Source organism: Roseivirga sp. BDSF3-8, assembly GCF_041449215.1.
In the GTDB taxonomy this organism is placed as follows: Bacteria; Bacteroidota; Bacteroidia; order Cytophagales; family Cyclobacteriaceae; genus JBGNFV01.
This window is the reverse complement of sequence record NZ_JBGNFV010000001.1, coordinates 2380285-2401489: the sequence shown is the minus strand read 5'-3', so window position 1 is coordinate 2401489 and position 21205 is coordinate 2380285. Positions and strand designations below refer to the sequence as shown.

Here is a 21205-nt window from a genome sequence, read left to right as displayed (position 1 = left end):
ATGAAAACCAGATTGTTACTTTCTGTCGGCCTGTTGGCGACCCTTTTTGCCGGACCTGCATGTAAAACACTTGAAACCGGTGATAAAACAGCACGCGATCGTTACCAGGAGGATTTGTCTCAGGTCCGGAAGGAGTTTGAAGCTGCTAAAAAAGCTGACCTTTCGGAGCCAGAAGAAGAGATCAATGAGATGGAGGTAACAGTTGGTGTTAGCGGAGATGTAAATAAACGTCTCGAGGTAGTTTATGATACACTTAAAGAGCGTAGAGGAAAGAACCCAGCAGTCCAGGGCTTCACAGTACAGGTATATGCGGGCCCTAGCCGTAGTGAGGCGAATGAAGCTAAGGAGAAGGTTTACCACACTCTGGAAAACGTAAACCCTGAACTTCAGTACATCCAGCCTAATTTTAAAGTTAAGGTAGGACAGTTTTTGGATCGCCTGGAGGCTCAAAAAATGTATGCGCAACTGCGGGAAGAATTTCCACAAGCCCTTATTATTCCTGAAAAAATTTACTTGAAATAATGTCAATTAAGGACAGAGTGCGGTCACTGGCCGCAGATATAAGCCCAAAGGTGGTGGAGATGCGCAGGCATATTCACGCTAATCCGGAGTTGTCTTTCAAGGAATACGAAACCAGCAAATACGTAGCCGGCAAGCTCCGTGAAATCGGGCTAAACCCAAGAGAAGGAGTAGCGGATACCGGGGTTGTAGCGCTTATAGAAGGCCGGAACCCTTCTTCAAAAACAGTTGCACTCAGAGCTGATATGGATGCTCTGCCCATAGTTGAGGAAAATGATGTTCCTTATAAAAGCAGGAATGAAGGCGTGATGCATGCTTGTGGACACGATGTTCATACCGCTTCGCTACTTGGAGCAGCCAATATACTACAGGAAGTAAGAGATAGCTTTGAGGGAACTATAAAGCTTATTTTTCAGCCAGGAGAAGAGAGAATACCAGGCGGGGCCTCTCTCATGATAAAAGAAGGGGTACTTCAAAACCCCGCCCCTTCCGGAATTATTGGTCAACATGTCATGCCATTAGTACCTGTAGGTAAAGTAGGATTCCGGCCGGGTATGTATATGGCCAGCGCAGACGAGCTCCATGTTACCGTGAAAGGAAAAGGTGGTCATGCAGCCATGCCTGAAATGAACATTGACCCCGTCTTGATCACAAGCCATATGATTGTAGCTCTTCAACAGGTGGTGAGCCGTTTTGCGCCTCCTAAGATACCGACTGTCCTGTCATTTGGAAAAATTATTGCGAACGGTGCAACTAATGTGATACCTAATGAGGTCCATTTACAGGGGACATTTAGAACACTAAATGAGGAATGGCGTGAAGAGGCTCACAGGCGGATAAAAAAGCTTGCTGAAGGACTTGTAGAAAGTATGGGAGGAACAGTCGATTTTGAAATCAAGAAAGGCTACCCCTACCTGGAAAATAACCCTGAGCTTACTGACCGGGCAAAAGAAAATGCCATACAGTATATGGGAGCTGAAAACGTCGTGGATCTGGATATATGGATGGCCGGTGAGGATTTTGCTTTTTATAGCCAACAGGTAGATGCATGTTTTTACCGTTTGGGAATTAGGAATGAGGAAAAAGGAATAACCAGCGGAGTGCATACCCCTACGTTTGACATTGATGAGAGGGCTCTGGAAACTGGCTGTGGTCTAATGGCCTGGCTAGCCTTGAAAGAGCTAGGCATCAGCGAATAATAAGAATATAATATTGATAAGATAAAAGCCTGGCTTACTTTGGTAAGACCGGGCTTTTTTGATGTTCACTTCACAACAGTCTCTTAAAATATTCCTTCCCTCAACTCCTGGTTAATGGCTATCGCAAGTAGTATAGAGATAATAAGACCGATAGCGGCGTATAAAGCATCTCTTCCAAGCATTTTTAAAGCCTTATTGACACTAACACGGGCACTGTGTTTAGATGTTCTCTTTACGAAAGCTATGGCAAGCTCACGTCCGCCTAACAGACCAATGAAAACCCAGGTAGTGCTCATTGGTATCTGACTATAGCCTTTGAAGTAATACAAGAGAATAGCATAGACAAAATCGACAATCGTAGCTGCTCGTATATCCGTGACGCCTGATTTTTCCTGAACAATTCCCTGTATACGATCTCCCCGAAGGTAAAAGAGGAGTCCCAGGCCAAGAAAAATATACCCGGCAAAACCAATAAACTGCCAGCCGGAAAGACTACGAGGCAAAAATATGGCAATATTAGCTGCATCCTGCATGATCCATGCAGCCCATAAGGCGCCTGAGGTAAGCCACTGCACAGGCATCCACCATTTGGCAGGCTTACCTTTCATGTATTTGTCAACAAAACGGGCTACCAGAAGCCAGACAATGATAGCTACGACAAAGGCCACTACATAGCCGAGCATACTCTTCTTCAGGACCTTAAATATGGCGTCTGCTTCAGAAGAAAAGGCATTTAGTAAAAGAAAGGTCGTAGAGACAGGCATCCTCATCCTGGTGAGGATCAATAGTATAAGGGGGGCAGCAAGCTGAAGAAAGGTAAAAGTATCAGGTGCTTCACTAAAGCCTTTGGTAGCAAGGCGCTGGTAGCTTACATCTCCATCGAATGTAAACCATGAATAAGTAACAGTCACCACAAAAATACCACCTATATACAGCCATAGGTGGTACCATCTTCTTTCGCTATTAGAAGCAATAAAGGTCCCTATCGTCTGAATACTATCATTAGCAATAGCGGAATAGCCTGCCAAAGCGAAACCAAACCACATAGCAATATTCGGATAAGGTGTAACCGAGCCTGCTACAAATAGCAAAAATGCTATGATCGTAATAAATACGCTTTCCTTTTTAGTAAGATCGAAAAACTGATAAACAACTTTTCGAACCTTCTTCCTATGTAATGATGCTGTACCCTTTCCTGCCATTACCTAAGCTATGGTTTTTTTAGTAGCTCGCCGGTTTTGACGCATATCGACAAAATCGTCAGAATGCAAAGCTAGGCATACTTTAGTTTATACAATGTTAATAATTTGTTAACTGATGAAAAAGAATGTAACAATGCCTTAAAACTGGATTGTGTTGGCAAATAATTAACCTTTCTATCTCAAAGAATTTCGCTTTTAGGCTCCATCTAAAAGATTAACAATTGCTTTACACGCATTGCCAGTTACTGATTCGTTCATTTAATAAATTTGCGCTCTTGTCACGGCACCCTGGCTGAGGCTATTTTTGCAACCCCAGGGTTCTTTCACTTAGTGCAAACAATACATCCAGGTTCTAGCATCAACTCATGGTTATTAACAACGGGGAACAATATAACGAGGAGCAGAGAGGTGGCAGCCTGCTTGGTCGTATTCTCGTGGTTGTAGTCGCACTATTTTTATTTCTCCTATCCATTGAACTGATATCCACGGCCTTTGGGCATTTAGGTCGGGAAACAGCGCAATCTATCATTGCTGCAACCTCCAATCCTTTCATCGGGCTTTTTATCGGCTTGTTGATTACTGCGATCATACAAAGCAGTTCCACCACTACATCTATGGTCGTGGCTGTAGTAGCATCCGGGGGACTAGGGCTCTCTCAGGCTATCCCTATAATCATGGGGGCCAATATTGGCACCACCCTTACGAGTTCTTTGGTCTCACTGGGTTTCATTACTAAAAAAAACGAGTTCCGTAAGGCTATAAGTGCCGGTACTGTACATGACTTTTTCAATATTTTTACGACTGCCATACTGTTCCCCCTTGAGTATGAATATAATTTCCTGTCCGGGCTTAGCCGCTATATTACCTCTCTCATCACGTTAGATATTGATCAAGGAGAGGCTTTTTCCTTATCATTCTTCAAGCTTGAGGCTATTGCTGCCTGGATACTGGAGTTAGTGCAAATACCTGGAGTGGTAGTTGTTATCGCATTCCTTTTTCTATTTGGTAGTATCAAGCTTCTTAGCTCTCTCATCAGCAAAATAGTAATCGGGGGTTCCAGGGACAGGTTAAACAAGTACTTTTTTCAGAGCCCGGCAAGGGCTTTTTGGTGGGGAACCGCGATTACGGGTGGCGTGCAAAGCAGCAGCATTACGACATCCTTGATGGTACCCCTGGTAGCTACGGGTAAAATCCCTCTACGGAAAGCTTATTCATTTATTTTAGGAGCCAACATTGGCACTACTATTACGGCGTTGCTAGCTGCTCTTTTTAAAAGTGATGCGGCCGTTAGCATTGCATTGGTTCATTTACTCTTCAACCTAATTGGCGTCCTTATTTTCCTGCCTTTTCCTGTATTACGCAGGATACCTGTGGGCCTAGCCAGCGCATTAGGCCGTATTACGATGAACCACCGGATTATCGGTTTTATGTACATCATAATCATATTTTTTTTACTGCCGTTTGCTCTGATATACCTTAATAAGGATATGGAAATAGCTTCTGATCTACCCACCACAGAGGTTCTTTTGGAAGAACCCGGCCAACAGATTGAGCCTGCCAAAAGTTAATCACAAAAGCTGGCCTGGGTTTTAAGTTTACTTTTTGCTACAGGAAAGCTACCTTGTAGGTAACTAATCATTTTTTAATATGAGCCAGAATTCACCCGCCCCATCCGAAAGCCAGGAGACCAGCCGTTCACCCCAGGATCTGATGCAGGAAGTTGAAGAACTAGGGAGGCAGATAAGAAGCTTAAACGAAAATGCCGAACTTGATTCACGTCAATTAATGAATCTTATACTGGCAGCGGGGGGAACAATAGCTACGGCCCTGATTATTATTCGGTACTTCAAAAGTAAAAAGAAGCGAAAAAAATCATTCAACCTGTTTGGAAAACCTAAAAAAGACAAGCAATTATCACGTGCTCTGAAACAGCAGGCGGCAATTATTTTGATTGCTATTTTTAGAAAAGAAATTGTAAAATTGCTCCAAAAACTGGAAATCCTTGATGAAGGGGAATTTTTATGAAAGCCTACGGGCTAATAAGAGGGCCGGTAAAAAATCTGTCGCACTGCTAATTGACCCGGACAAGATCCACGATATGGTGCAGCTACAACGGCTAATAAACCATGCATTGGAAAGTCGTGTCGATTACTTTTTCGTGGGTGGCAGTTTGATCACCGACAGTAATTTCAGTCAGGTGGTTCAGTTGTTAAAGCAAAGTTCAGAATTACCGGTAATACTATTTCCTGGTAGTAATATGCACCTGGACCCGTCGGCAGATGCAATACTATTTTTAAGCCTCATATCTGGCCGTAATCCTGAATTGCTTATAGGCCAGCATGTATTGGCCGCTCCGATATTAAGAAAAAGTAAGCTGGAGGTGGTGAGTACGGGTTATATCCTTATAGATGCGGGTAATCATACCACTGTCAGCTATATGAGTAATACGCAGCCTATTCCTCATGACAAGGTGTCTGTGGCAGCCTGTACTGCTATGGCGGGTGAAATGCTGGGGCTTAAGCTGATGTACCTAGATGCAGGCTCAGGTGCTGACCGCCCGGTAAGCCCCCGGATGATATCCGCCGTCGGTAAATCTATAGATACTCCCCTTATAGTAGGAGGAGGAATAAATAACGGGCACAAAGCGAAGGATGCTCTTGAGGCAGGAGCTGATTTATTAGTACTTGGAAACGGGGTAGAAAAAAACCCCGGACTTCTGACCGAGGTTTGTGATATTGTTTATGCACACAATCGCACACTAAACGTTCATTAAGGACTCTCTGCGGCGCATCTTGCCGGCAGGAATACCAAACATCATTTTGAAACGACGGCAGAAATATGCTGTATCTTTATAGCCCACTTCTTTACCTATTTCGCGAATACTCTTCTTAGAGGTACGCAAGAGGTTTACGGCTTTTTCCATTCGCTGATATTCAATGTAATCCTGAGGATTAATTCCGGTCAGCATTTTAAAATACTGCCCCACATAGTCTTCAGATACATTAGCCACATTAGCCAGCACTTTGTTAGAGAGGTCTCCACCCAAATTCTCTTTGATATAAGCAAAGATATTAATAAGGCGGGGGTCTTTAAAGTAGGTACTATTGGTAGCGAGTTGTTCTACAAACATCTTATTAACCAATATATGCCTGATAACCTCCACTACCAGATAATCCACACAGATCTTAACAATCCGATCTTTGCCGGCCAGGTCACTATTGGTTTCTTTTAAAACATCAATCAATAGCTGGCTGATCTTAGAATTATCATTGATAATGAAAGGGGGTATATCGAGAGAAGCAAAAAAGTTTACTGAATCGAAAACCTTAGCTTCAAAAGTGATATAACTATAACTTTCATACTCGGAGTCGGGGTTAACCTCTTCTACCTGCTGAATATAATTTTCTTTATTATTGATAAAGTCATCATTACTCAGCACGACGGCGTTGTTACTTCCGTATGTAATTGGGGTGGACTTACCTCCGGGAATAAACAACATCTCGCCTTCCTTTACTACTTCGCTTTCTTTACCAAACCTCAGCTCTCCTTTGTTTAGCATGAGGATGGTATTCTCAACGTCGTAGAAATTTTCGATGGTATGTGGCTGTATAATCCGGACATTCTTGGCCTTGATGAACCTGACCCCGATAGACTCAATAATCTTATTGTAATCTTCCATTAATCATCAAAATTAACTCGCTTAAAAAGTGCTGACCCTTACCGGATCGCTGTATTATTAATATACGAAAAATTCAAAACGAAATTATACTTTATCTTCACAAAATTGCGAATAGTTCTATTAACGCGGTTTTTATTTTAACAGTTCCCGGCTAATTACAATTTTCTGAATTTCGGAAGTACCTTCGTAAATCTGAGTAATCTTGGCATCACGCATAAGTCTTTCTACATGGTATTCTTTCACAAAGCCATAACCGCCATGGACCTGAACAGCCTCCACAGTAACATCCATTGCTACCTTAGAAGCAAAAAGCTTAGCCATAGCACTTGCCTTAGCATAGTCTTTTTTGGCATCCTTGAGAGCAGCAGCTTTCAGACATAAAAGACGGGCAGCATCAATTTGGGTAGCCATGTCAGCGAGTTTAAACTGGATACCCTGATGATTGGATATAGGCTTTCCAAAGGCTTTACGTTCTTTGGAATATTCCAAGGCAAGCTCGTAAGCACCGCTGGCAATACCAAGGGCCTGAGAAGCAATACCAATGCGACCACCGTTAAGTGTCTTCATAGCGAAGGTAAAACCAAAGCCATCATCACCGATACGATTCTCTTTGGGAACTTTTACGTCAGTAAACATAAGGGAATGTGTATCAGAGCCTCTAATACCTAACTTATTCTCTTTTTTACCTACAGTAAAACCTTCCATTCCTTTTTCAACAATAAGGGCATTGATGCCTTTATGTCCTTTTTCAGGATGGGTGTGAGCTATCACAAGATATACGCTCGCACTGTTTCCATTTGTGATCCAGTTCTTAGTGCCATTAAGCAGATAGTGATCACCTTTATCTTCAGCAGTAGTCCGCTGTGAGGTAGCATCAGATCCAGCTTCGGGTTCAGAAAGGCAGAAGGCGCCGATGATCTCACCGGTGGCCAGTCTTTTCAGATATTTTTCTTTTTGCTCTTCTGTACCGTATGTCTCAAGGCCCCAGCAGACCAAAGAGTTATTTACAGACATTGCTACAGAAGCAGAAGCATCTACCTTAGAAATTTCCTCCATTGCCAGCACATAGGAAATGGTGTCCATGCCACCCCCGTTGTATTTAGGGTCGACCATCATTCCCATGAATCCCAGCTCACCCATTTTTTTAATCTGCTCAGCAGGGAAAGTTTGTGTTTCATCCCTTTCGATAACGCCGGGAAGAAGCTCATTCTTAGCAAATTCCCTTGCGGCAGATTGTACCGCCAGATGTTCTTCGGTAAGTTCGAAAATCATTGCTTGTATAAATAATTATATATTAGACCGGAATTAACTTTTTTTCGGCGAGCAAATATAGAAAAAATTCAATTAATCCCTACCACCAAATAATGCCATGGCCAGATAGGCTAACTGAGCAAATGCACCTATAGCAGCTACCACATACGTCATGGCTGCCCATTTAAGTGCATCTTTTGCCATACTATGCTCCTGACTTGAAACCACCCCTTGCCGGTCAATCCAGGCAAGTGCCCGCTTACTGGCATCGAATTCTACAGGAAGAGTAACTAATGAAAAGAGGGTTATGACCAAGTAACAGCCGAAAACGACCAAGAGGATCGGTTGATACCCGACATTCAAAAAGAACCCACCGCCAAATATTGAAGCAATAACTATAAAGTTCAGTATCCGGCCACTCACACTTTGCACCGGTACTAAGGCTGATCTCAACTTAAGGGGGGCATATGCCTTAGCGTGCTGCACGGCATGCCCGCACTCATGAGTAGCAACAGCTACTGATGCAGCGGAACGCCCATGGTAAACGGCTTCACTGAGATTAACCGTTTTATTTCCCGGATTATAGTGGTCGGTTAGCTCTCCGGGTGTGGAGATGATTTCTACATCATATATCCCATTATCGCGTAGCATCTGAGCGGCTGCCTCGGCGCCACTCATATTCGACCGGAGAGGAATTTGTGAATACTTTTTAAACTTATTCCTAAGCTTGGCTCCTACAGCAAAGCTTATGATTGAGAATATAATACCTATAACAATTAGTCCCATGATTAATCAGGTGCTGATTCTTTTATCTTTTTTACGATGTTGGTAGTGGAGTACCCGCTAACGAGTTTAATTGTAGCGACATTTCCACCCATTTTCATTACGAAATCTGCCCCTACAATGTTGTCTACTGAGTAATCATTTCCTTTGATAAGTACATCAGGAATAAGGGCTTCTATGAGTGCCAGAGGGGTAGGATCGGAAAATAATACCACAGCATCCACAAAAGCGAGAGAGGCGATAATGCGAGATCTGCTAACCTCATCAGTGATAGGGCGTGAGGGGCCCTTAAGCCGGCTCACGGAGGCGTCTGTATTAACCCCAACTACGAGACGGTCCCCCTGGCGGGCAGCTTTTTCAAGGTATTCCACATGACCAAGGTGAATAATATCAAAACACCCATTGGTAAAAACCACTTTTTCACCGGATGCCTTCCATTTATTTACCTGTTTAGCTGCTTGGCTGAGGCTGTAGATTTTCCCTGAGGTGTATGTCTTCATCATTATGCGGGGTTTGAGCTGATCGCCTTTTTACAAACAGGGCAGTAAGTGCAGAGATACCTCCAAAAAGGATGACAGCCACCGTTTGAGAAGTATGTAGTACGGTAGCAAAAAACAGACCGTCTGACTTTCCTATGCCATAAATCACCAGTATTGCACTAACCATAAGGTGGTAAGTCCCAAAGCCGCCTTGTACAGGGGCCGCCATACCTAGCCCTCCCATCATTAGTATGCTGAGCCCGGCAATGGCGGGCAGGCTACTGGTTTCGGGCATGGTGAATACAATTACATAGGACATGAGATAGTACATGAGCCAAATAATGAAAGTACTACCCCAGAAGTGGAGAGGCTTTTTTACCTTTCGGATACTGACAAAGCCCTCTATCACTCCGGACAAAAGGCTTCTTACCTTAATATACAGGCTGGTTTTTCTGATCTTCCTTCGGAATAAAAAAAAGGCTAACACCAAAAGGGCGGAAGAAAATGCTACCACCCCTGGAAGATAACCAGGTATGGAACTGATTACGCCGCTGACATTCTCAGAAATATACCCTGTTATAAAGGTCTGAATCTTATCCTGCTCTAACAGGAGAACTGAGCCAATAATCGCGATCAGAATAAGGAGATCGAGAACTCTTTCTGCCACGACAGCGCCGAAGCTATTGGTAACTGGCACATCGTCTGTCCGCTTAAGCACCATGCACCTGAATAGTTCACCCATCCGTGGTACAGCCAGATTTCCCAAATAGCCGGACATAACAGCCAGAAAAGAACGATATGATTTGAGCCTGAATCCCTGGGGTTCGAGCATGAGATTCCACCGATAGGCCCTGGCCCAGTGGCTGAGCAAACTAAGTACGATACTTAATACTATCCAGGAATAATTAAGGTCTGCAACCCGATCAATAAAACCATCAGTATCAACTTTTTGAAAAAGATACCACAGCAGCCCTATTCCAAGACCTGCAGAGATCAGGTATTTGGCTACTTGTCCTGCCTTTCTAAGTAATGGGCTCTTAACTGACAATCTTATTATCCTTATCTGGAAATAGCAGGGTGGGCTGATGAGACTTGGCCTTTTCCCATTCCATCATGGCGTAGGAGATAATGATAACAATATCCCCTACCTGTGCCAGCCTTGCCGCGGCACCATTAAGGCAGATTTTGCCACTTCCCCTTTCTCCTTTAATAACATAGGTTTCAAGCCGTTCGCCATTATTGATATTGACGATCTGTACTTTCTCGTTTTCAATAAGGTTAGCGCCATCCATCAGATCTTCATCGATAGTGATGGATCCTACATAATGCAGCTCTGCCTGGGTGATACGAGCTCTGTGTATTTTTGATTTACAAACTTCTACAAACATTGCTAAGCCAAATCTTTTTTTAGGTATTGGATAAATCTCTAGATATTAACTATCAGATTATCAATTAGCCGGATATTACCAACATAACCCGCTACGCATAACACAACTTCATCACCTACAGTTTCATTTGAAAGAGGCTTAAGTGTATCCGGATGGGCAATTTCAAAATACTCTAAAGATACGCCATTCTTTTCTTCTATCAACCTGCCTGCCAGGGCACGGGCACCATTTACATTTTTATCGCGCTTAAGAACTTCGGCAGCCGCATTGAGTGCTTCAAAAAAAACCGGTGCTGCAGCCCTCTCCTCTTCTGACAGTCGCATATTCCGGCTGGACATAGCTAAGCCATCTTTCTCCCTAATTATTGGTACTCTTATAAGCTTCACCGGGAAATTAAGGTCTTTAACGAGGGTCTGAATGATGAGGAATTGCTGATAGTCTTTTTGCCCGAAGTATGCCCTGTCCGGCTGTACCATGTGTAAAAGCTTGCTAACTACGAGGCCGACTCCCTGAAAATGACCGGGCCGGAATTTGCCTTCAAGAATTTCTTCGAGGTAGCCGAAGGTAAGGGATATTGTTGCTTCGGAGGGATAAACCTCTGAGGTGTCAGGAGCAAACACCAGATCGCATCCGGCCTCTTCAAGCATCTCACAGTCCTTTTGGAGGGTACGCGGGTACTTCTTGAGATCAGCCGGGTCGTTGAACTGTGTGGGATTGACGAATATACTACAGACAGTAAACAGGTTCTCTTTGACCGACTGGCGGACAAGTGTGAGGTGACCTTCATGCAGTGCGCCCATGGTCGGAACGAATCCGATGGATTTATCGTTTTTACGGATCGAATTCAGGTATTCGCGCAATGCTTTTATCTGCGTGATTACTTTCATCTGTGCGGGACTGTCAAAATAAATAGCCGCAAAAGTACGTTTAAATACCCGTAAATACCTTGAAAAAAGGCAAAAATATTGTAATTTTGTAGTCCCGTTTAGTGTCTAAATTAAACTCCCTCAATATGTCAAAACTTCGCATTCTTTATGTAGCCAACGAAATCAATCCTTTTCTACAGACATCCGAAGTGGCCGAGTTTGTCCGTAAGCTTCCTCAGGCAATGCAGGAGCGCGGAATGGAAATAAGAATTCTCGTGCCTCGTTTCGGAACGATCAATGAAAGGAAGAACCGGCTACATGAAGTGGTAAGACTTTCGGGTATAAATATTTCAGTTGGTGATGAAGAAAAGCCTTTGGTTATCAAAGTAGCTTCTATTCCTAATGCCAAACTCCAGGTTTACTTTATTGATAACGAAGATTACTTCCACCGGAAGCATGTGTTCTTCGATAAAGAAAATAAATTTTTCGAAGACAATGACGAGCGGGCAATCTTTTTCTGTAAAGGCGTTATAGAAACAGTACGTAAACTGGGTTGGGCTCCTGACATTGTACACTGCAATGACTGGATGACCAGCCTCGTACCTATGTACTTGAAAACGACTTACAAAAACGATCCTCTTTTTGCTAATACCAAGACGGTATTTACTGTCTACAACAATGAGTTCACTCATAAATTTAGCGAAAATCTGATCGATAAGGTCAAAATGATCGACATAGAAGACAGTATGCTTACACACCTTGAATCCGCAGATCTTGAAGGATTCATTCGTATTGGCATGCAGTACAGCGATCTGGTGATTAAGTCAGGAGAGAATTTCAATGAGCGCATGGAAGATGTGTTTAGCGAATTCACAGATAAAAAGATAGAGGAAATTGACGCAGACCAAGATTACCTGGAATCATACTATAATTTGTATAATGAACTTGTGGGGTAAGAAAACCTATGGGCTGGCAGTTATTACACTGCTAGCCCTTTTTATGTCTTCTTGTAAAGAAGAATCGCCGATAGGCACAGAACTTGAACCAAATAAAAATAACGTAGGGGTAGCACAGGTAGAAATACCGGTACTTTATGATAATGTAAAAATCGATTCTATCCTCTCTGCTGACCTTAGAAGGAATAACCAATCAAGCAGCTTTTCAAGGATACTTTTAGGAAAAGTTCAGGACCCGAATGTGGGCACCACCACACTTGAAACATATGTGACTTTCGAAATCCGGGATGGTAACAGGAGGCTGTTCCCTGCGCGGGATTCAACCTCGACAAGCCTTGAACTCCGTCTGGCTATAACTGATGCTACCGGCAATTTGAGCCAGGACCAGTCCTTCGATATCTATGAGGTATTTAACGAAATAGAGATAAACAAAAACTACTATACTACTGAGAGGGAGGGATTTCTACCTGGTCAGGAGCCTATAGCTAGTTTTACTCTTTCGGAGCTGGATACGGTTGATTTTGAAGAAGGTGAAATTCAAGAGGCACTGTTAACTCTAAACAGGGACCTGGAAAGGCGTTTGTTTGACTTAGCTGCCGATACATCCAAAACGATATTTGTCTCTGATATAACGCTAAGAGATAACTTCAAAGGCATTGTAATTGTCCCTCGTGATGATAACTCAGCCATTGTCAGTTTAGACAGGGACCTTTTGTCTCTTACATTAAATTACTATTGGTTGTCTGATAATACAGATGAGGACGGAAATGTGGTCCAAACAGACACGGTAGAAGAGTTCACGCTGCTTGGACCTGAGAAGGCCTACTTCAACGCCGAGGTAGATCCTATTATGCCCTTTCAGGGATTATCAGGGAGCGGAAGGCAAGTAGTAGATACTCAGGATCAGTTTGCTTACCTGGCACCGCCCTTAGGGGCCTATCCCAGGCTTAATTTCGAAAATATTAAGTTATTTAAAGATACAGCAAGCACGGAAAATATTGCTGTGAATCTGGCGCAGCTAATATTAAGTGGAATAGAAAACGCCCCGACAACGCCAAAACCGAGGATTCTCTCTATAGGTGTTACTAATGATGATCTGACCTTTGTTAATTCTACTTCGTCTGTATTAGGCAATGAGAGTGTCAGCCCCCTGATGGTAGCCAATGAGTCCGCAGTGATCCTGTCAGGATCTTCGCCGCTCGCATACACCACAAGCTCAGCTATCAGAATGGAACTGTCCGAAGATGGGTCGGAGTATGTGGGTGATATAACCAGCCTGGTACAGCAGCTGATGAGACAGGACTCTTTAAAGGTTGCTTTCAGCAGGGTCGGAGAATCCACTAATGAAATTGACTCAGTTTATGTGGGTTATAATGATTATCTTCTTATTCCCCAATCAGGTATCACGGGTGGTTTAGAGATAGACCCAGGAACTGACTCTACTGCTTCCACAGCTAAGGTTACAGGCGTGTATCCGATATATAATACTGTGAGAACTGTGAAGTTTGACGGTAGCCGTTTCAAGCTTAAGATTTACTATACGACAATCGATTAAGGGGTTAACTCCCCCAGCGTTTAACATTCAATAGTTTCCTTATATGTGTGGAATCGTCGGATATGTAGGGCATAGAAAGGCCAGCGATGTTATCATTAAAGGCCTGAAAAGGCTGGAATACCGGGGCTATGACAGTGCTGGTATTGCCTTAATGAACAATGGTCTTCAGGTCTACAAGAAAAAGGGTAAGGTAGCTGACCTCGAAGAGGTACTTGAGGGCGCAAACCTAAACAGCACTATTGGCATTGGGCATACTCGCTGGGCAACCCATGGTGAGCCAAACGATGTTAATGCACACCCTCACTACTCTTCTACTAAAAACCTGGCCATTATTCATAATGGCATTATTGAGAACTATAGCTCTCTGAAGCAGGACCTTGAAAACCATGGTCACGAATTTCAGAGTGAGACGGACTCAGAGGTATTTATTCACTTCATTGAACATATTCAGAAGGCAAATGATTGTCCGCTGGAAGAAGCGGTAAGGCTGGCGCTGACCAAGGTAGTAGGAGCTTATGCCATCGTGATCATGTCCGCTGATAACCCTGACCTACTGATAGCGGCCCGTAAAGGCAGCCCACTTGTAATCGGACTGGGGAATAAGGAGTTTTTCCTTGCCTCTGACGCGACACCCATTATTGAATACACTAATGAGGTGGTTTATTTGAATGATTACGAGATAGCAATCATTGATAATGGCACCATGCGTATTAAAAATACGCAGGATGTGCCCATGCACCCTTATATTCAGACGCTTAATCTGGAGCTTGAGGCGATCGAAAAAGGTGGCTATGAGCACTTTATGCTCAAAGAGATTTTTGAGCAGCCTAAATCTACAGGTGACTGTATGAGAGGCCGCCTGAATGCTTCAAAGGGCCACCTGGTTCTTGGAGGAATCCGGGAGTATGCTAATAAGCTAATCTCTGCTGAACGTATTATAATGGTTGCATGTGGTACCAGCTGGCATGCATGCCTGGTGGCAGAATATATCTTTGAAGAGTTTTGCCGAATACCGGTAGAGGTTGAGTACGCCTCTGAGTTCAGGTATCGTAACCCAATCATCCGTGAAGGGGATGTGGTAGTAGCCGTAAGCCAATCCGGTGAAACAGCAGATACTCTTGCAGCCATTGAGCTGGCAAAGAGTAAAGGCGCAATTATTTTCGGCGTTTGTAATGTGGTAGGGTCCAGTATCGCCCGCACCTCACATGAGGGTGCTTATACACATGCTGGCCCTGAGATAGGTGTGGCAAGTACAAAGGCATTCACAGCGCAGCTTACTGTACTTACAATGATTGCCTTAAGGGTAGCTCACAAAAAGGGCTCTATTACAGAGCGAAAGTACCATGAATTACTGGTAGAGCTTGAAAATATACCTGGCAAAATTGAAAAGGCGCTAAGCCTGAATGATAAGATCAAGTATATGAGTGACCTGTTTAAGGACGCTCGTAACTTCCTGTATCTAGGTCGGGGGTATAATTTCCCGGTAGCCCTGGAAGGAGCCCTTAAGTTAAAAGAGATCAGCTACATTCATGCGGAGGGTTATCCTGCTGCTGAAATGAAGCACGGCCCGATAGCACTTATAGATGAGGAGATGCCAGTGGTATTTATTGCTACACGGGACAGCTCTTATGATAAGGTGGTGAGTAACATCCAGGAGGTGAAAGCACGGAAAGGAATCGTTATCGCTGTGGTGACGGAAGGTGATGCCCTTATTCCTAAAATGGCCGACCATGTGATAGAGGTGCCTGCGGTTAATGAGGCCCTGATGCCGATGGTTTCGGTGATTCCGTTACAGCTGCTTTCCTACCACATTGCCGTTATGCGCGGGTGTAATGTAGATCAACCCCGTAATTTGGCCAAGTCCGTCACGGTGGAGTAGCCAGACCCCTTATTTGAGTAAAGGATTTAGTAGTGGCTGCCCGGAGGTTTTCCGGCAGCCACTTTTTTTTATATCAGCCGATTAGGCAGGGGACTGCGGTATTGAGGTTACTCTCAACAGACTATTCCTGTTTCAGGAATCTGCCTTTGTAAGATTAACCACGAATCTTTTTGTAAACTCTGAGCGGGCCCCTCTCCATTGCATATTTTTCCCTTCCAGCGTTATAAGCCAGTAGCTGTCATCTCCGCTGCCTGCATCACTATCAAGGTAAAGCAGTAGACCTTCCGGGGTTTCCTCCAGCAGCCACTTACCTGAATTTTTTCCGTAAGGGTCCCCTCCGCTTTCAAAGGTGCCATCTTCATTAAAAACGGCATAGCGGTTTCCAGCCGGATTGTGCTCGTTGGTCACATCGTTTCCATTCTCGTAAAGTTCCCGCATATTCCATCGACCGACTAATTCCCTGGCTGGTTGTGGGGGGTCCTGAAAACCAGACATGAAACATATGATGGTAAGGGTAGCGATAATTAGGTTTACAGAGCAATTCATTAGTAGCTGAATTTTTATCTGGCTCGGGTTATTAACTAAGGAGCAGGTATTCCCGCTTTAAGAGAGGGCATATCTTATACCGTTCATCGTGGGTATCATTGTATAGAGCCTCAAGCAGCTCGTATACATTATCCAGGCCCATTTTGCTACACCATTCAAAAGGCCCCATGGGGTAATTGGTGCCTAGTTTCATTGCTGTATCAATATCCTGGCGGCTCGCAGTACCTTCCTGAATCGTATAAAAAGCTTCATTAATGATCATGCAGACCACCCGGGGTGTAACCATTCCTACCCGGTCCTCCACTACATAGGTTTCAATACCCAGGCTTTTGCAGGTGTCATTTAGCAATGTTCTGTGGCTTTCCTCAAGCATGCTCACCTCGAGCCGGTCCCGATCGAGCATGGTGGGGAGCCCATTGAACCCAAAAAAGGTACAGGCTGCTTCTCCGGTAAAATACTGCAGCTCTGCAAGACTGCTTTTAGGAATACTTAAAAATACAACCAGGCCATCTCTATGTAGGTATGCTTCAAGGTTTTCAGGGCTTTCTTCGGCCAGAAAATCAAACACTACCCCGGCCTTATCAAGCTCAGACGAAATACCGGCGTAACTATCTGCAAAAGCCCAACCCTCACTGTCTTTGAACATAGATTTAAATTCGGGGACAATTTCCTCCCGGGCCAGAACGAGTACATTCATATTTACTAACTTTGGTCCTAAAGTTACGATAATTCAATAAACAACCTGTATGGCTAAGTCAATCATCCGTACGCAGGACGCACCTGCCCCTATAGGCCCTTACAGCCAAGCTGTATTAGCTGGCAACACATTATATGTTTCCGGTCAGATAGCTCTTGACCCTGACTCCGGCGAGTTGATCAATGATAATATCACGGAAGAAACTCACGCGGTAATGAAAAATATGGAAGCTGTGCTGGCTGCGGCAGGCATGTCTTTCTCTAATGTGGTAAAGTGCTCAATCTTTGTAAAGGACATGGGGCAATTTACCACAATCAATGAGGCCTACGGGCAATACTTTGCAGATGCTCCGCCTGCTCGCGAAACGGTTGAAGTGGCAAGGCTGCCAAAGGATGTGAACGTGGAGATATCCTGTATAGCTGTACAGTAAAAGAATGGGATTGCTCCCCGGGCACACAGAAATGCTGATATTACCACTTTCTGAAAAAGAGGTGCGCGAGCGACTTTATCAGGTGGTCTATCCCCTGTCTCATAACCAGCCAATGGCTGCTTATAAGGAAAAAGATGAGTTTTTATTTAACGGACAGGTTAAAAAGGGACATTTTCGGATCAGTCGCAGGGTAAAGCATTCCAACTCTTTTCTTCCTCTGGTGGGGGGCTCTGTGGAAGAAACCAGGAAGGGGTGTATTATACACATCAGCTATTCCTTATTTCCGAGTACCAGAGCTTTTCTATGGTTTGCCCTGACAGTTTCGTTACTAACGGCGGTAATTTTTCTGGTCCAGGAACAACTCCTTTATGCGCTGATTGGCATAATAACGGGGGTTTCCTGCTATGCCGTTGCCAGGGTCTCATTCAGCAGAGCCCTGGAGGAATGTCGCCTTAGGCTGTTGCCTGTATTCGAGTAGCGACCTTCCTGCCGTTTTCTTAATTATTATTAATTTGCGCATTCAACAGCGATTTTTGAGAATATCATGCCCATGAATAAGGAAGTTAGAGTACGTTTTGCTCCCAGCCCAACGGGAGCCCTTCATATAGGTGGTGTCAGAACTGCCCTTTATAATTACCTGTTTGCCCGTAAAAGCGGAGGTAAGATGCTCCTTCGTATAGAGGACACGGACCAGACGAGATATGTGCCGGGAACGGAGGAGTATATCATGGAAGCGCTGGACTGGCTGGGCATTAAAATGGATGAGGGCATCAAAGAGGGGGGCGAGTATGGTCCATATCGCCAGAGTGAGCGGAAAGAGCATTACCGCCAGTATGCAGAAAAGCTTGTTGAAGAAGGAAATGCCTACTATGCATTTGATACACCTGAGGAGTTGGATGCAATGCGTGAGCGGCTAAAGGCGGCCCGTGTGGATCAGCCTCAGTATAACGCGATCACGCGTACGACAATGAAAAACTCTCTTACGCTGTCTGCTGAAGAGGTAAAGCAGCGTATCGATTCTGGTGAGCCTTATGTGATCAGACTGAAGGTGCCTAAGAAGGAGGAAGTCCGCCTGAATGATATGGTTAGAGGATGGGTGATGGTCCACTCTACTGCTATAGATGACAAGATCCTGATGAAGTCTGACGGAATGCCTACTTATCACCTGGCGAACGTGGTGGATGACCATATGATGGGCATCACGCATGTGATACGCGGTGAGGAGTGGCTCCCCAGTGCACCACTGCACGTACTACTGTACCGTTTTCTTGGCTGGGAGGATAGCATGCCACAGTTTGCTCATTTGCCTCTTATACTAAAGCCTGATGGTAACGGTAAGCTGAGCAAGCGTGATGCTGAAAAACATGGGTTCCCTATATTTCCTCTGGAATGGACGGAGCCTGAAACAGGTGAAAAGGTAGAGGGCTTCCGCGAGTTTGGGTTTTTACCAGAGGCATCTATCAACTTCCTGGCATTTTTGGGTTGGAACCCAGGTACGGAACAGGAAATATTCTCTATGGATGAGTTGATTGAAGCTTTTTCCATCGAGCGAATAGGCAAATCGGGTACAAAGTTTGACATTGATAAGGCTAAGTGGTATAACGAACAGTACATCAAAACCAAGTCTGGTGAGCAACTGGCGGGGTACCTTCGCGAAAGCCTGAACCAGGAAGGAATTGAGGCATCTGATGAGCGGATAATCAGGGTTTGTGAAATAATGAAGGAGCGTGTAACGTTCCCCGGCCAGTTCTGGACAGATGCCAAATTTTTATTCGTCACCCCTGATTCTTATGATGAGAAAGTGGTGAAGAAAAAGTGGACGGATGAAGCAGTCCTGGCTCTGACTGAATATAAGAAGGCCCTGGCAGATGTGGATAATCTCACTCCTGAGACGGCCAAAAGTGTGCTTACTGAGACACTGGAAAAAAACAATATAAAGATGGGCCGGGTTATGCAAGCAGTACGACTGGCCATTACCGGGAAGGGTGCGGGGCCTGACCTTATGGATATTATTTCTATCCTGGGTAAGGATGAAGTGATTCTGAGAATTGATAACGCACTGTCTAAACTGGAGGGCCAGGTCATCTCTAAATAAAAACAGAGAGCCATGGCAAAAAAAAAGTCAGAAGATAAAAGACCAAAGGTAGACCCGGAGCTTACGGGCTTCGATATAAAGATTGATAGCTTCGGGGAAATAAAAACCAACTTTGATATAGATAAAATCAACCAGTTCCTTAATCGGAAGGTGGACGACAAGAAGCTACGCGACCGCGACGATATTAATAAGGATACGGGTAGAGTGATGCGTGATGAAGAATCTGAGGACGAAAAAGAAGAGGGTAATTGATGCACGCACACGAAATAGACTATAAGATCCTGGGTGAATCAATCCAGGTAGCAGAAATTATACTTGACCCCGGTGAAGCTGTTATAGCAGAAGCCGGGGCCATGTTGTATATGGACGACGGTATCCGGTTTGAAACCAAAATGGGTGATGGATCGGAGCCAAACCAGGGGTTTCTGGGCAAACTGGTATCGGCTGGTGCACGGGTGATTAGCGGTGAATCGGTATTTGTAACCCGGTTTACAAATGACGGCGCCTCCCGGGCTAAAGTAGCTTTTGCCGCCCCTTTTCCCGGCTCAATCATCCCATTGGACCTGAGCCAATTATACAACAACCAGGTAGTGGTACAAAAGGACGCTTTTCTATGCGCGGCATTGGGCACCAAGATTTCCATATCCATGAGTAAAAAATTGGGTGCCGGCTTATTTGGGGAAGGCTTTGTATTTCAGAAACTAAGCGGCGACGGGATGGCCTTTATGCATGCAGGGGGTATGATCCTGGAGAAGCAACTGGATAACGAAACGCTCCGGGTAGATACCGGATGTCTTGTAGGGATGGAGTCTTCTGTAGACTATTCTATTGATCGTGCCGGCGGACTGAAGAGTATGCTTTTTGGCGGTGAGGGCCTGTTTCTTACCACTCTCAAAGGGTCAGGTAAAGTTTGGCTACAGTCTCTACCGCTTGGGCGTTTAGTAGAAACTATAGGCGGAGGAGGTAAAAACAAAGACAAAGGGGAAGGCTCGGCCATCTCTGACTTCCTGGAGTAATTACTATCACCTGCCCAGCCTGGGAATGAGGGCTGGGACTTTCTCTTTATATTCTTTGTACTCAATTCCAAAGCGGTCCATAAGCCGCTTTTCTTCTATTCTTATGCCTATAAAAATATAGACCACACTAATAAAGCAGATGATCCAATTGGTGATGGTGGGGGCAAACAGGGCATAACCTATTACGATGAGCAGCGCCCCTGCATAAATTGGGTGGCGTATTTTTGATAAGATACCTTCCTTTTTCAGTTCTTTTTCATCGTCTTCGGTATACGGGCTGAATCCGATAAACTGGCGGAAGTCGAAAACCTTAAAAGCGAGCCGGACTACTATTACGCCCCAGGTGGCAAAGAACATTGCCAGATAGCGTAAAAAGTCATTGGGGGGAAGGAGTCGGGGTCCCTGAATCACGGCACCAGCAAGCAAAACAGGGATGATGGTAAACAAGGCAATCAGGTTATAAATGAGCCGGTAGCGCCCTGCAAGAAAGGGCATTGCCCTAAGTAGGTATGCTTTGACATGACGGCTGGCAAGCAGGCTATGAAATGAAAAGTAAGCCACCCAGAGGCCTGCGATAAGCAGGTGTCCACTGTGCCAGCCTAATGAGGTAGTTTGCTCCATAATGCTTTATTACTATCAAATTTACTATAAATTGAGAACTGCCC

General features: G+C 44.5%; 24 protein-coding genes. 13 read left to right on the top strand and 11 right to left on the bottom strand.

Going from position 1 to position 21205, the window contains the following annotated elements; genetic code table 11:
* Positions 1-522 (top strand): SPOR domain-containing protein, encoded by a 522-nt coding sequence (locus AB9P05_RS09975; protein WP_371908680.1) that lies wholly within the window; start codon positions 1-3, stop codon positions 520-522.
* Positions 522-1718 (top strand): M20 family metallopeptidase, encoded by a 1197-nt coding sequence (locus AB9P05_RS09970; protein ID WP_371908679.1) that lies wholly within the window; start codon positions 522-524, stop codon positions 1716-1718. Before AB9P05_RS09975 ends, AB9P05_RS09970 begins: the two co-directional genes overlap by 1 nt.
* 83 nt (positions 1719-1801) lie before the next feature.
* Here AB9P05_RS09970 and AB9P05_RS09965 read toward each other — a convergent pair whose 3' ends face one another.
* Complete coding sequence (locus AB9P05_RS09965) at positions 1802-2920, bottom strand: hypothetical protein (RefSeq protein ID WP_371908678.1); 1119 nt, start codon at positions 2918-2920, stop codon at positions 1802-1804.
* Between the two features lie 365 nt (positions 2921-3285).
* Here AB9P05_RS09965 and AB9P05_RS09960 point away from each other — a divergent pair, with 365 nt between their 5' ends.
* The 3 genes from AB9P05_RS09960 to AB9P05_RS09950 all read left to right on the top strand — a co-directional run bounded on the left by AB9P05_RS09960 (position 3286) and on the right by AB9P05_RS09950 (position 5693).
* Positions 3286-4488: a Na/Pi symporter gene (locus AB9P05_RS09960; RefSeq protein WP_371908677.1), complete on the top strand. Its 1203-nt coding sequence runs from the start codon at positions 3286-3288 to the stop codon at positions 4486-4488.
* Between the two features lie 79 nt (positions 4489-4567).
* Positions 4568-4945: a hypothetical protein gene (locus tag AB9P05_RS09955; RefSeq protein ID WP_371908676.1), complete on the top strand. Its 378-nt coding sequence runs from the start codon at positions 4568-4570 to the stop codon at positions 4943-4945.
* Positions 4926-5693: a geranylgeranylglyceryl/heptaprenylglyceryl phosphate synthase gene (locus tag AB9P05_RS09950; RefSeq protein ID WP_371908675.1), complete on the top strand. Its 768-nt coding sequence runs from the start codon at positions 4926-4928 to the stop codon at positions 5691-5693. The genes AB9P05_RS09955 and AB9P05_RS09950 overlap by 20 nt, the downstream gene beginning before the upstream one ends.
* On the opposite strand, the gene AB9P05_RS09945 is transcribed toward AB9P05_RS09950, so the two are convergent.
* From AB9P05_RS09945 to panC, 7 genes are all read right to left on the bottom strand, one after another.
* Positions 5679-6599 carry a helix-turn-helix domain-containing protein gene (locus AB9P05_RS09945; protein WP_371908674.1) on the bottom strand — a complete coding sequence of 307 codons (921 nt, stop codon included), beginning with the start codon at positions 6597-6599 and terminating at the stop codon, positions 5679-5681. The genes AB9P05_RS09950 and AB9P05_RS09945 overlap by 15 nt on opposite strands.
* Positions 6600-6731: 132 nt before the next feature.
* Positions 6732-7871, bottom strand: a complete 1140-nt coding sequence (locus AB9P05_RS09940) for an acyl-CoA dehydrogenase (protein ID WP_371908673.1) — start codon at positions 7869-7871, stop codon at positions 6732-6734.
* A gap of 72 nt (positions 7872-7943) precedes the next feature.
* Complete coding sequence (locus AB9P05_RS09935; protein WP_371908672.1) at positions 7944-8636, bottom strand: zinc metallopeptidase; 693 nt, start codon at positions 8634-8636, stop codon at positions 7944-7946.
* A gap of 2 nt (positions 8637-8638) precedes the next feature.
* Entirely contained in the window at positions 8639-9133 is a 495-nt protein-coding gene (gene rfaE2, locus AB9P05_RS09930; protein WP_371911345.1) for a D-glycero-beta-D-manno-heptose 1-phosphate adenylyltransferase, read from the bottom strand.
* The gene (locus tag AB9P05_RS09925; RefSeq protein WP_371908671.1) at positions 9084-10160 is read right to left on the bottom strand and encodes a lysylphosphatidylglycerol synthase transmembrane domain-containing protein; all 1077 of its coding nucleotides are present in this window, start codon (positions 10158-10160) and stop codon (positions 9084-9086) included. The genes rfaE2 and AB9P05_RS09925 overlap by 50 nt, the downstream gene beginning before the upstream one ends.
* Positions 10150-10500: an aspartate 1-decarboxylase gene (panD, locus tag AB9P05_RS09920; protein WP_371908670.1), complete on the bottom strand. Its 351-nt coding sequence runs from the start codon at positions 10498-10500 to the stop codon at positions 10150-10152. Before panD ends, AB9P05_RS09925 begins: the two co-directional genes overlap by 11 nt.
* Before the next feature lie 38 nt (positions 10501-10538).
* Complete coding sequence (gene panC, locus AB9P05_RS09915; RefSeq protein ID WP_371908669.1) at positions 10539-11387, bottom strand: pantoate--beta-alanine ligase; 849 nt, start codon at positions 11385-11387, stop codon at positions 10539-10541.
* 125 nt (positions 11388-11512) lie between these two features.
* On the opposite strand from panC, the gene AB9P05_RS09910 reads away from it, so the two are divergent.
* The 3 genes from AB9P05_RS09910 to glmS are packed head-to-tail and all read left to right on the top strand — an operon-like array spanning position 11513 to position 15756.
* Entirely contained in the window at positions 11513-12322 is an 810-nt protein-coding gene (locus tag AB9P05_RS09910; protein ID WP_371908668.1) for a glycogen/starch synthase, read from the top strand.
* Positions 12306-13877 (top strand): DUF4270 family protein, encoded by a 1572-nt coding sequence (locus AB9P05_RS09905; protein ID WP_371908667.1) that lies wholly within the window; start codon positions 12306-12308, stop codon positions 13875-13877. Before AB9P05_RS09910 ends, AB9P05_RS09905 begins: the two co-directional genes overlap by 17 nt.
* A gap of 43 nt (positions 13878-13920) precedes the next feature.
* On the top strand, positions 13921-15756 hold the full coding sequence (gene glmS, locus AB9P05_RS09900; protein ID WP_371908666.1) for a glutamine--fructose-6-phosphate transaminase (isomerizing): 1836 nt from the start codon (positions 13921-13923) through the stop codon (positions 15754-15756).
* 132 nt (positions 15757-15888) lie between these two features.
* On the opposite strand, the gene AB9P05_RS09895 is transcribed toward glmS, so the two are convergent.
* Together AB9P05_RS09895 and AB9P05_RS09890 are read right to left on the bottom strand one after the other, a co-directional pair.
* On the bottom strand, positions 15889-16302 hold the full coding sequence (locus AB9P05_RS09895) for a lipocalin family protein (RefSeq protein ID WP_371908665.1): 414 nt from the start codon (positions 16300-16302) through the stop codon (positions 15889-15891).
* 31 nt (positions 16303-16333) lie between these two features.
* Positions 16334-16999: a 3-hydroxyacyl-CoA dehydrogenase family protein gene (locus tag AB9P05_RS09890; protein WP_371908664.1), complete on the bottom strand. Its 666-nt coding sequence runs from the start codon at positions 16997-16999 to the stop codon at positions 16334-16336.
* A gap of 49 nt (positions 17000-17048) precedes the next feature.
* Here AB9P05_RS09890 and AB9P05_RS09885 point away from each other — a divergent pair, with 49 nt between their 5' ends.
* The 5 genes from AB9P05_RS09885 (at position 17049) to AB9P05_RS09865 (ending at position 20540) form a co-directional block, all read left to right on the top strand.
* On the top strand, positions 17049-17429 hold the full coding sequence (locus AB9P05_RS09885; RefSeq protein WP_371908663.1) for a RidA family protein: 381 nt from the start codon (positions 17049-17051) through the stop codon (positions 17427-17429).
* Positions 17430-17433: 4 nt separating this feature from the next.
* Positions 17434-17907 (top strand): hypothetical protein, encoded by a 474-nt coding sequence (locus tag AB9P05_RS09880; RefSeq protein ID WP_371908662.1) that lies wholly within the window; start codon positions 17434-17436, stop codon positions 17905-17907.
* Positions 17908-17979: 72 nt separating this feature from the next.
* Entirely contained in the window at positions 17980-19524 is a 1545-nt protein-coding gene (gene gltX, locus AB9P05_RS09875; protein WP_371908661.1) for a glutamate--tRNA ligase, read from the top strand.
* A 12-nt stretch (positions 19525-19536) separates the two neighbouring features.
* Positions 19537-19776, top strand: a complete 240-nt coding sequence (locus tag AB9P05_RS09870; protein ID WP_371908660.1) for a hypothetical protein — start codon at positions 19537-19539, stop codon at positions 19774-19776.
* Entirely contained in the window at positions 19776-20540 is a 765-nt protein-coding gene (locus tag AB9P05_RS09865) for a TIGR00266 family protein (protein WP_371908659.1), read from the top strand. The genes AB9P05_RS09870 and AB9P05_RS09865 overlap by 1 nt, the downstream gene beginning before the upstream one ends.
* A gap of 6 nt (positions 20541-20546) precedes the next feature.
* Here the strand turns inward: AB9P05_RS09865 and AB9P05_RS09860 are convergent, their stop codons facing one another.
* Entirely contained in the window at positions 20547-21161 is a 615-nt protein-coding gene (locus tag AB9P05_RS09860) for an isoprenylcysteine carboxylmethyltransferase family protein (RefSeq protein ID WP_371908658.1), read from the bottom strand.
* Positions 21162-21205 lie beyond the last annotated feature (44 nt).

Coding starts and splice junctions, on each gene's coding strand:
- AB9P05_RS09975 (WP_371908680.1), top strand. CDS start 1: ATGAAAACCAGATTGTTACTTTCTGTCGGCCTGTTGGCGACCCTTTTT.
- AB9P05_RS09970 (WP_371908679.1), top strand. CDS start 522: ATGTCAATTAAGGACAGAGTGCGGTCACTGGCCGCAGATATAAGCCCA.
- AB9P05_RS09965 (WP_371908678.1), bottom strand. CDS start 2,920: ATGGCAGGAAAGGGTACAGCATCATTACATAGGAAGAAGGTTCGAAAA.
- AB9P05_RS09960 (WP_371908677.1), top strand. CDS start 3,286: ATGGTTATTAACAACGGGGAACAATATAACGAGGAGCAGAGAGGTGGC.
- AB9P05_RS09955 (WP_371908676.1), top strand. CDS start 4,568: ATGAGCCAGAATTCACCCGCCCCATCCGAAAGCCAGGAGACCAGCCGT.
- AB9P05_RS09950 (WP_371908675.1), top strand. CDS start 4,926: ATGAAGGGGAATTTTTATGAAAGCCTACGGGCTAATAAGAGGGCCGGT.
- AB9P05_RS09945 (WP_371908674.1), bottom strand. CDS start 6,599: ATGGAAGATTACAATAAGATTATTGAGTCTATCGGGGTCAGGTTCATC.
- AB9P05_RS09940 (WP_371908673.1), bottom strand. CDS start 7,871: ATGATTTTCGAACTTACCGAAGAACATCTGGCGGTACAATCTGCCGCA.
- AB9P05_RS09935 (WP_371908672.1), bottom strand. CDS start 8,636: ATGGGACTAATTGTTATAGGTATTATATTCTCAATCATAAGCTTTGCT.
- rfaE2 (WP_371911345.1), bottom strand. CDS start 9,133: ATGAAGACATACACCTCAGGGAAAATCTACAGCCTCAGCCAAGCAGCT.
- panD (WP_371908670.1), bottom strand. CDS start 10,500: ATGTTTGTAGAAGTTTGTAAATCAAAAATACACAGAGCTCGTATCACC.
- panC (WP_371908669.1), bottom strand. CDS start 11,387: ATGAAAGTAATCACGCAGATAAAAGCATTGCGCGAATACCTGAATTCG.
- AB9P05_RS09910 (WP_371908668.1), top strand. CDS start 11,513: ATGTCAAAACTTCGCATTCTTTATGTAGCCAACGAAATCAATCCTTTT.
- AB9P05_RS09905 (WP_371908667.1), top strand. CDS start 12,306: ATGAACTTGTGGGGTAAGAAAACCTATGGGCTGGCAGTTATTACACTG.
- glmS (WP_371908666.1), top strand. CDS start 13,921: ATGTGTGGAATCGTCGGATATGTAGGGCATAGAAAGGCCAGCGATGTT.
- AB9P05_RS09895 (WP_371908665.1), bottom strand. CDS start 16,302: ATGAATTGCTCTGTAAACCTAATTATCGCTACCCTTACCATCATATGT.
- AB9P05_RS09890 (WP_371908664.1), bottom strand. CDS start 16,999: ATGAATGTACTCGTTCTGGCCCGGGAGGAAATTGTCCCCGAATTTAAA.
- AB9P05_RS09885 (WP_371908663.1), top strand. CDS start 17,049: ATGGCTAAGTCAATCATCCGTACGCAGGACGCACCTGCCCCTATAGGC.
- AB9P05_RS09880 (WP_371908662.1), top strand. CDS start 17,434: ATGGGATTGCTCCCCGGGCACACAGAAATGCTGATATTACCACTTTCT.
- gltX (WP_371908661.1), top strand. CDS start 17,980: ATGAATAAGGAAGTTAGAGTACGTTTTGCTCCCAGCCCAACGGGAGCC.
- AB9P05_RS09870 (WP_371908660.1), top strand. CDS start 19,537: ATGGCAAAAAAAAAGTCAGAAGATAAAAGACCAAAGGTAGACCCGGAG.
- AB9P05_RS09865 (WP_371908659.1), top strand. CDS start 19,776: ATGCACGCACACGAAATAGACTATAAGATCCTGGGTGAATCAATCCAG.
- AB9P05_RS09860 (WP_371908658.1), bottom strand. CDS start 21,161: ATGGAGCAAACTACCTCATTAGGCTGGCACAGTGGACACCTGCTTATC.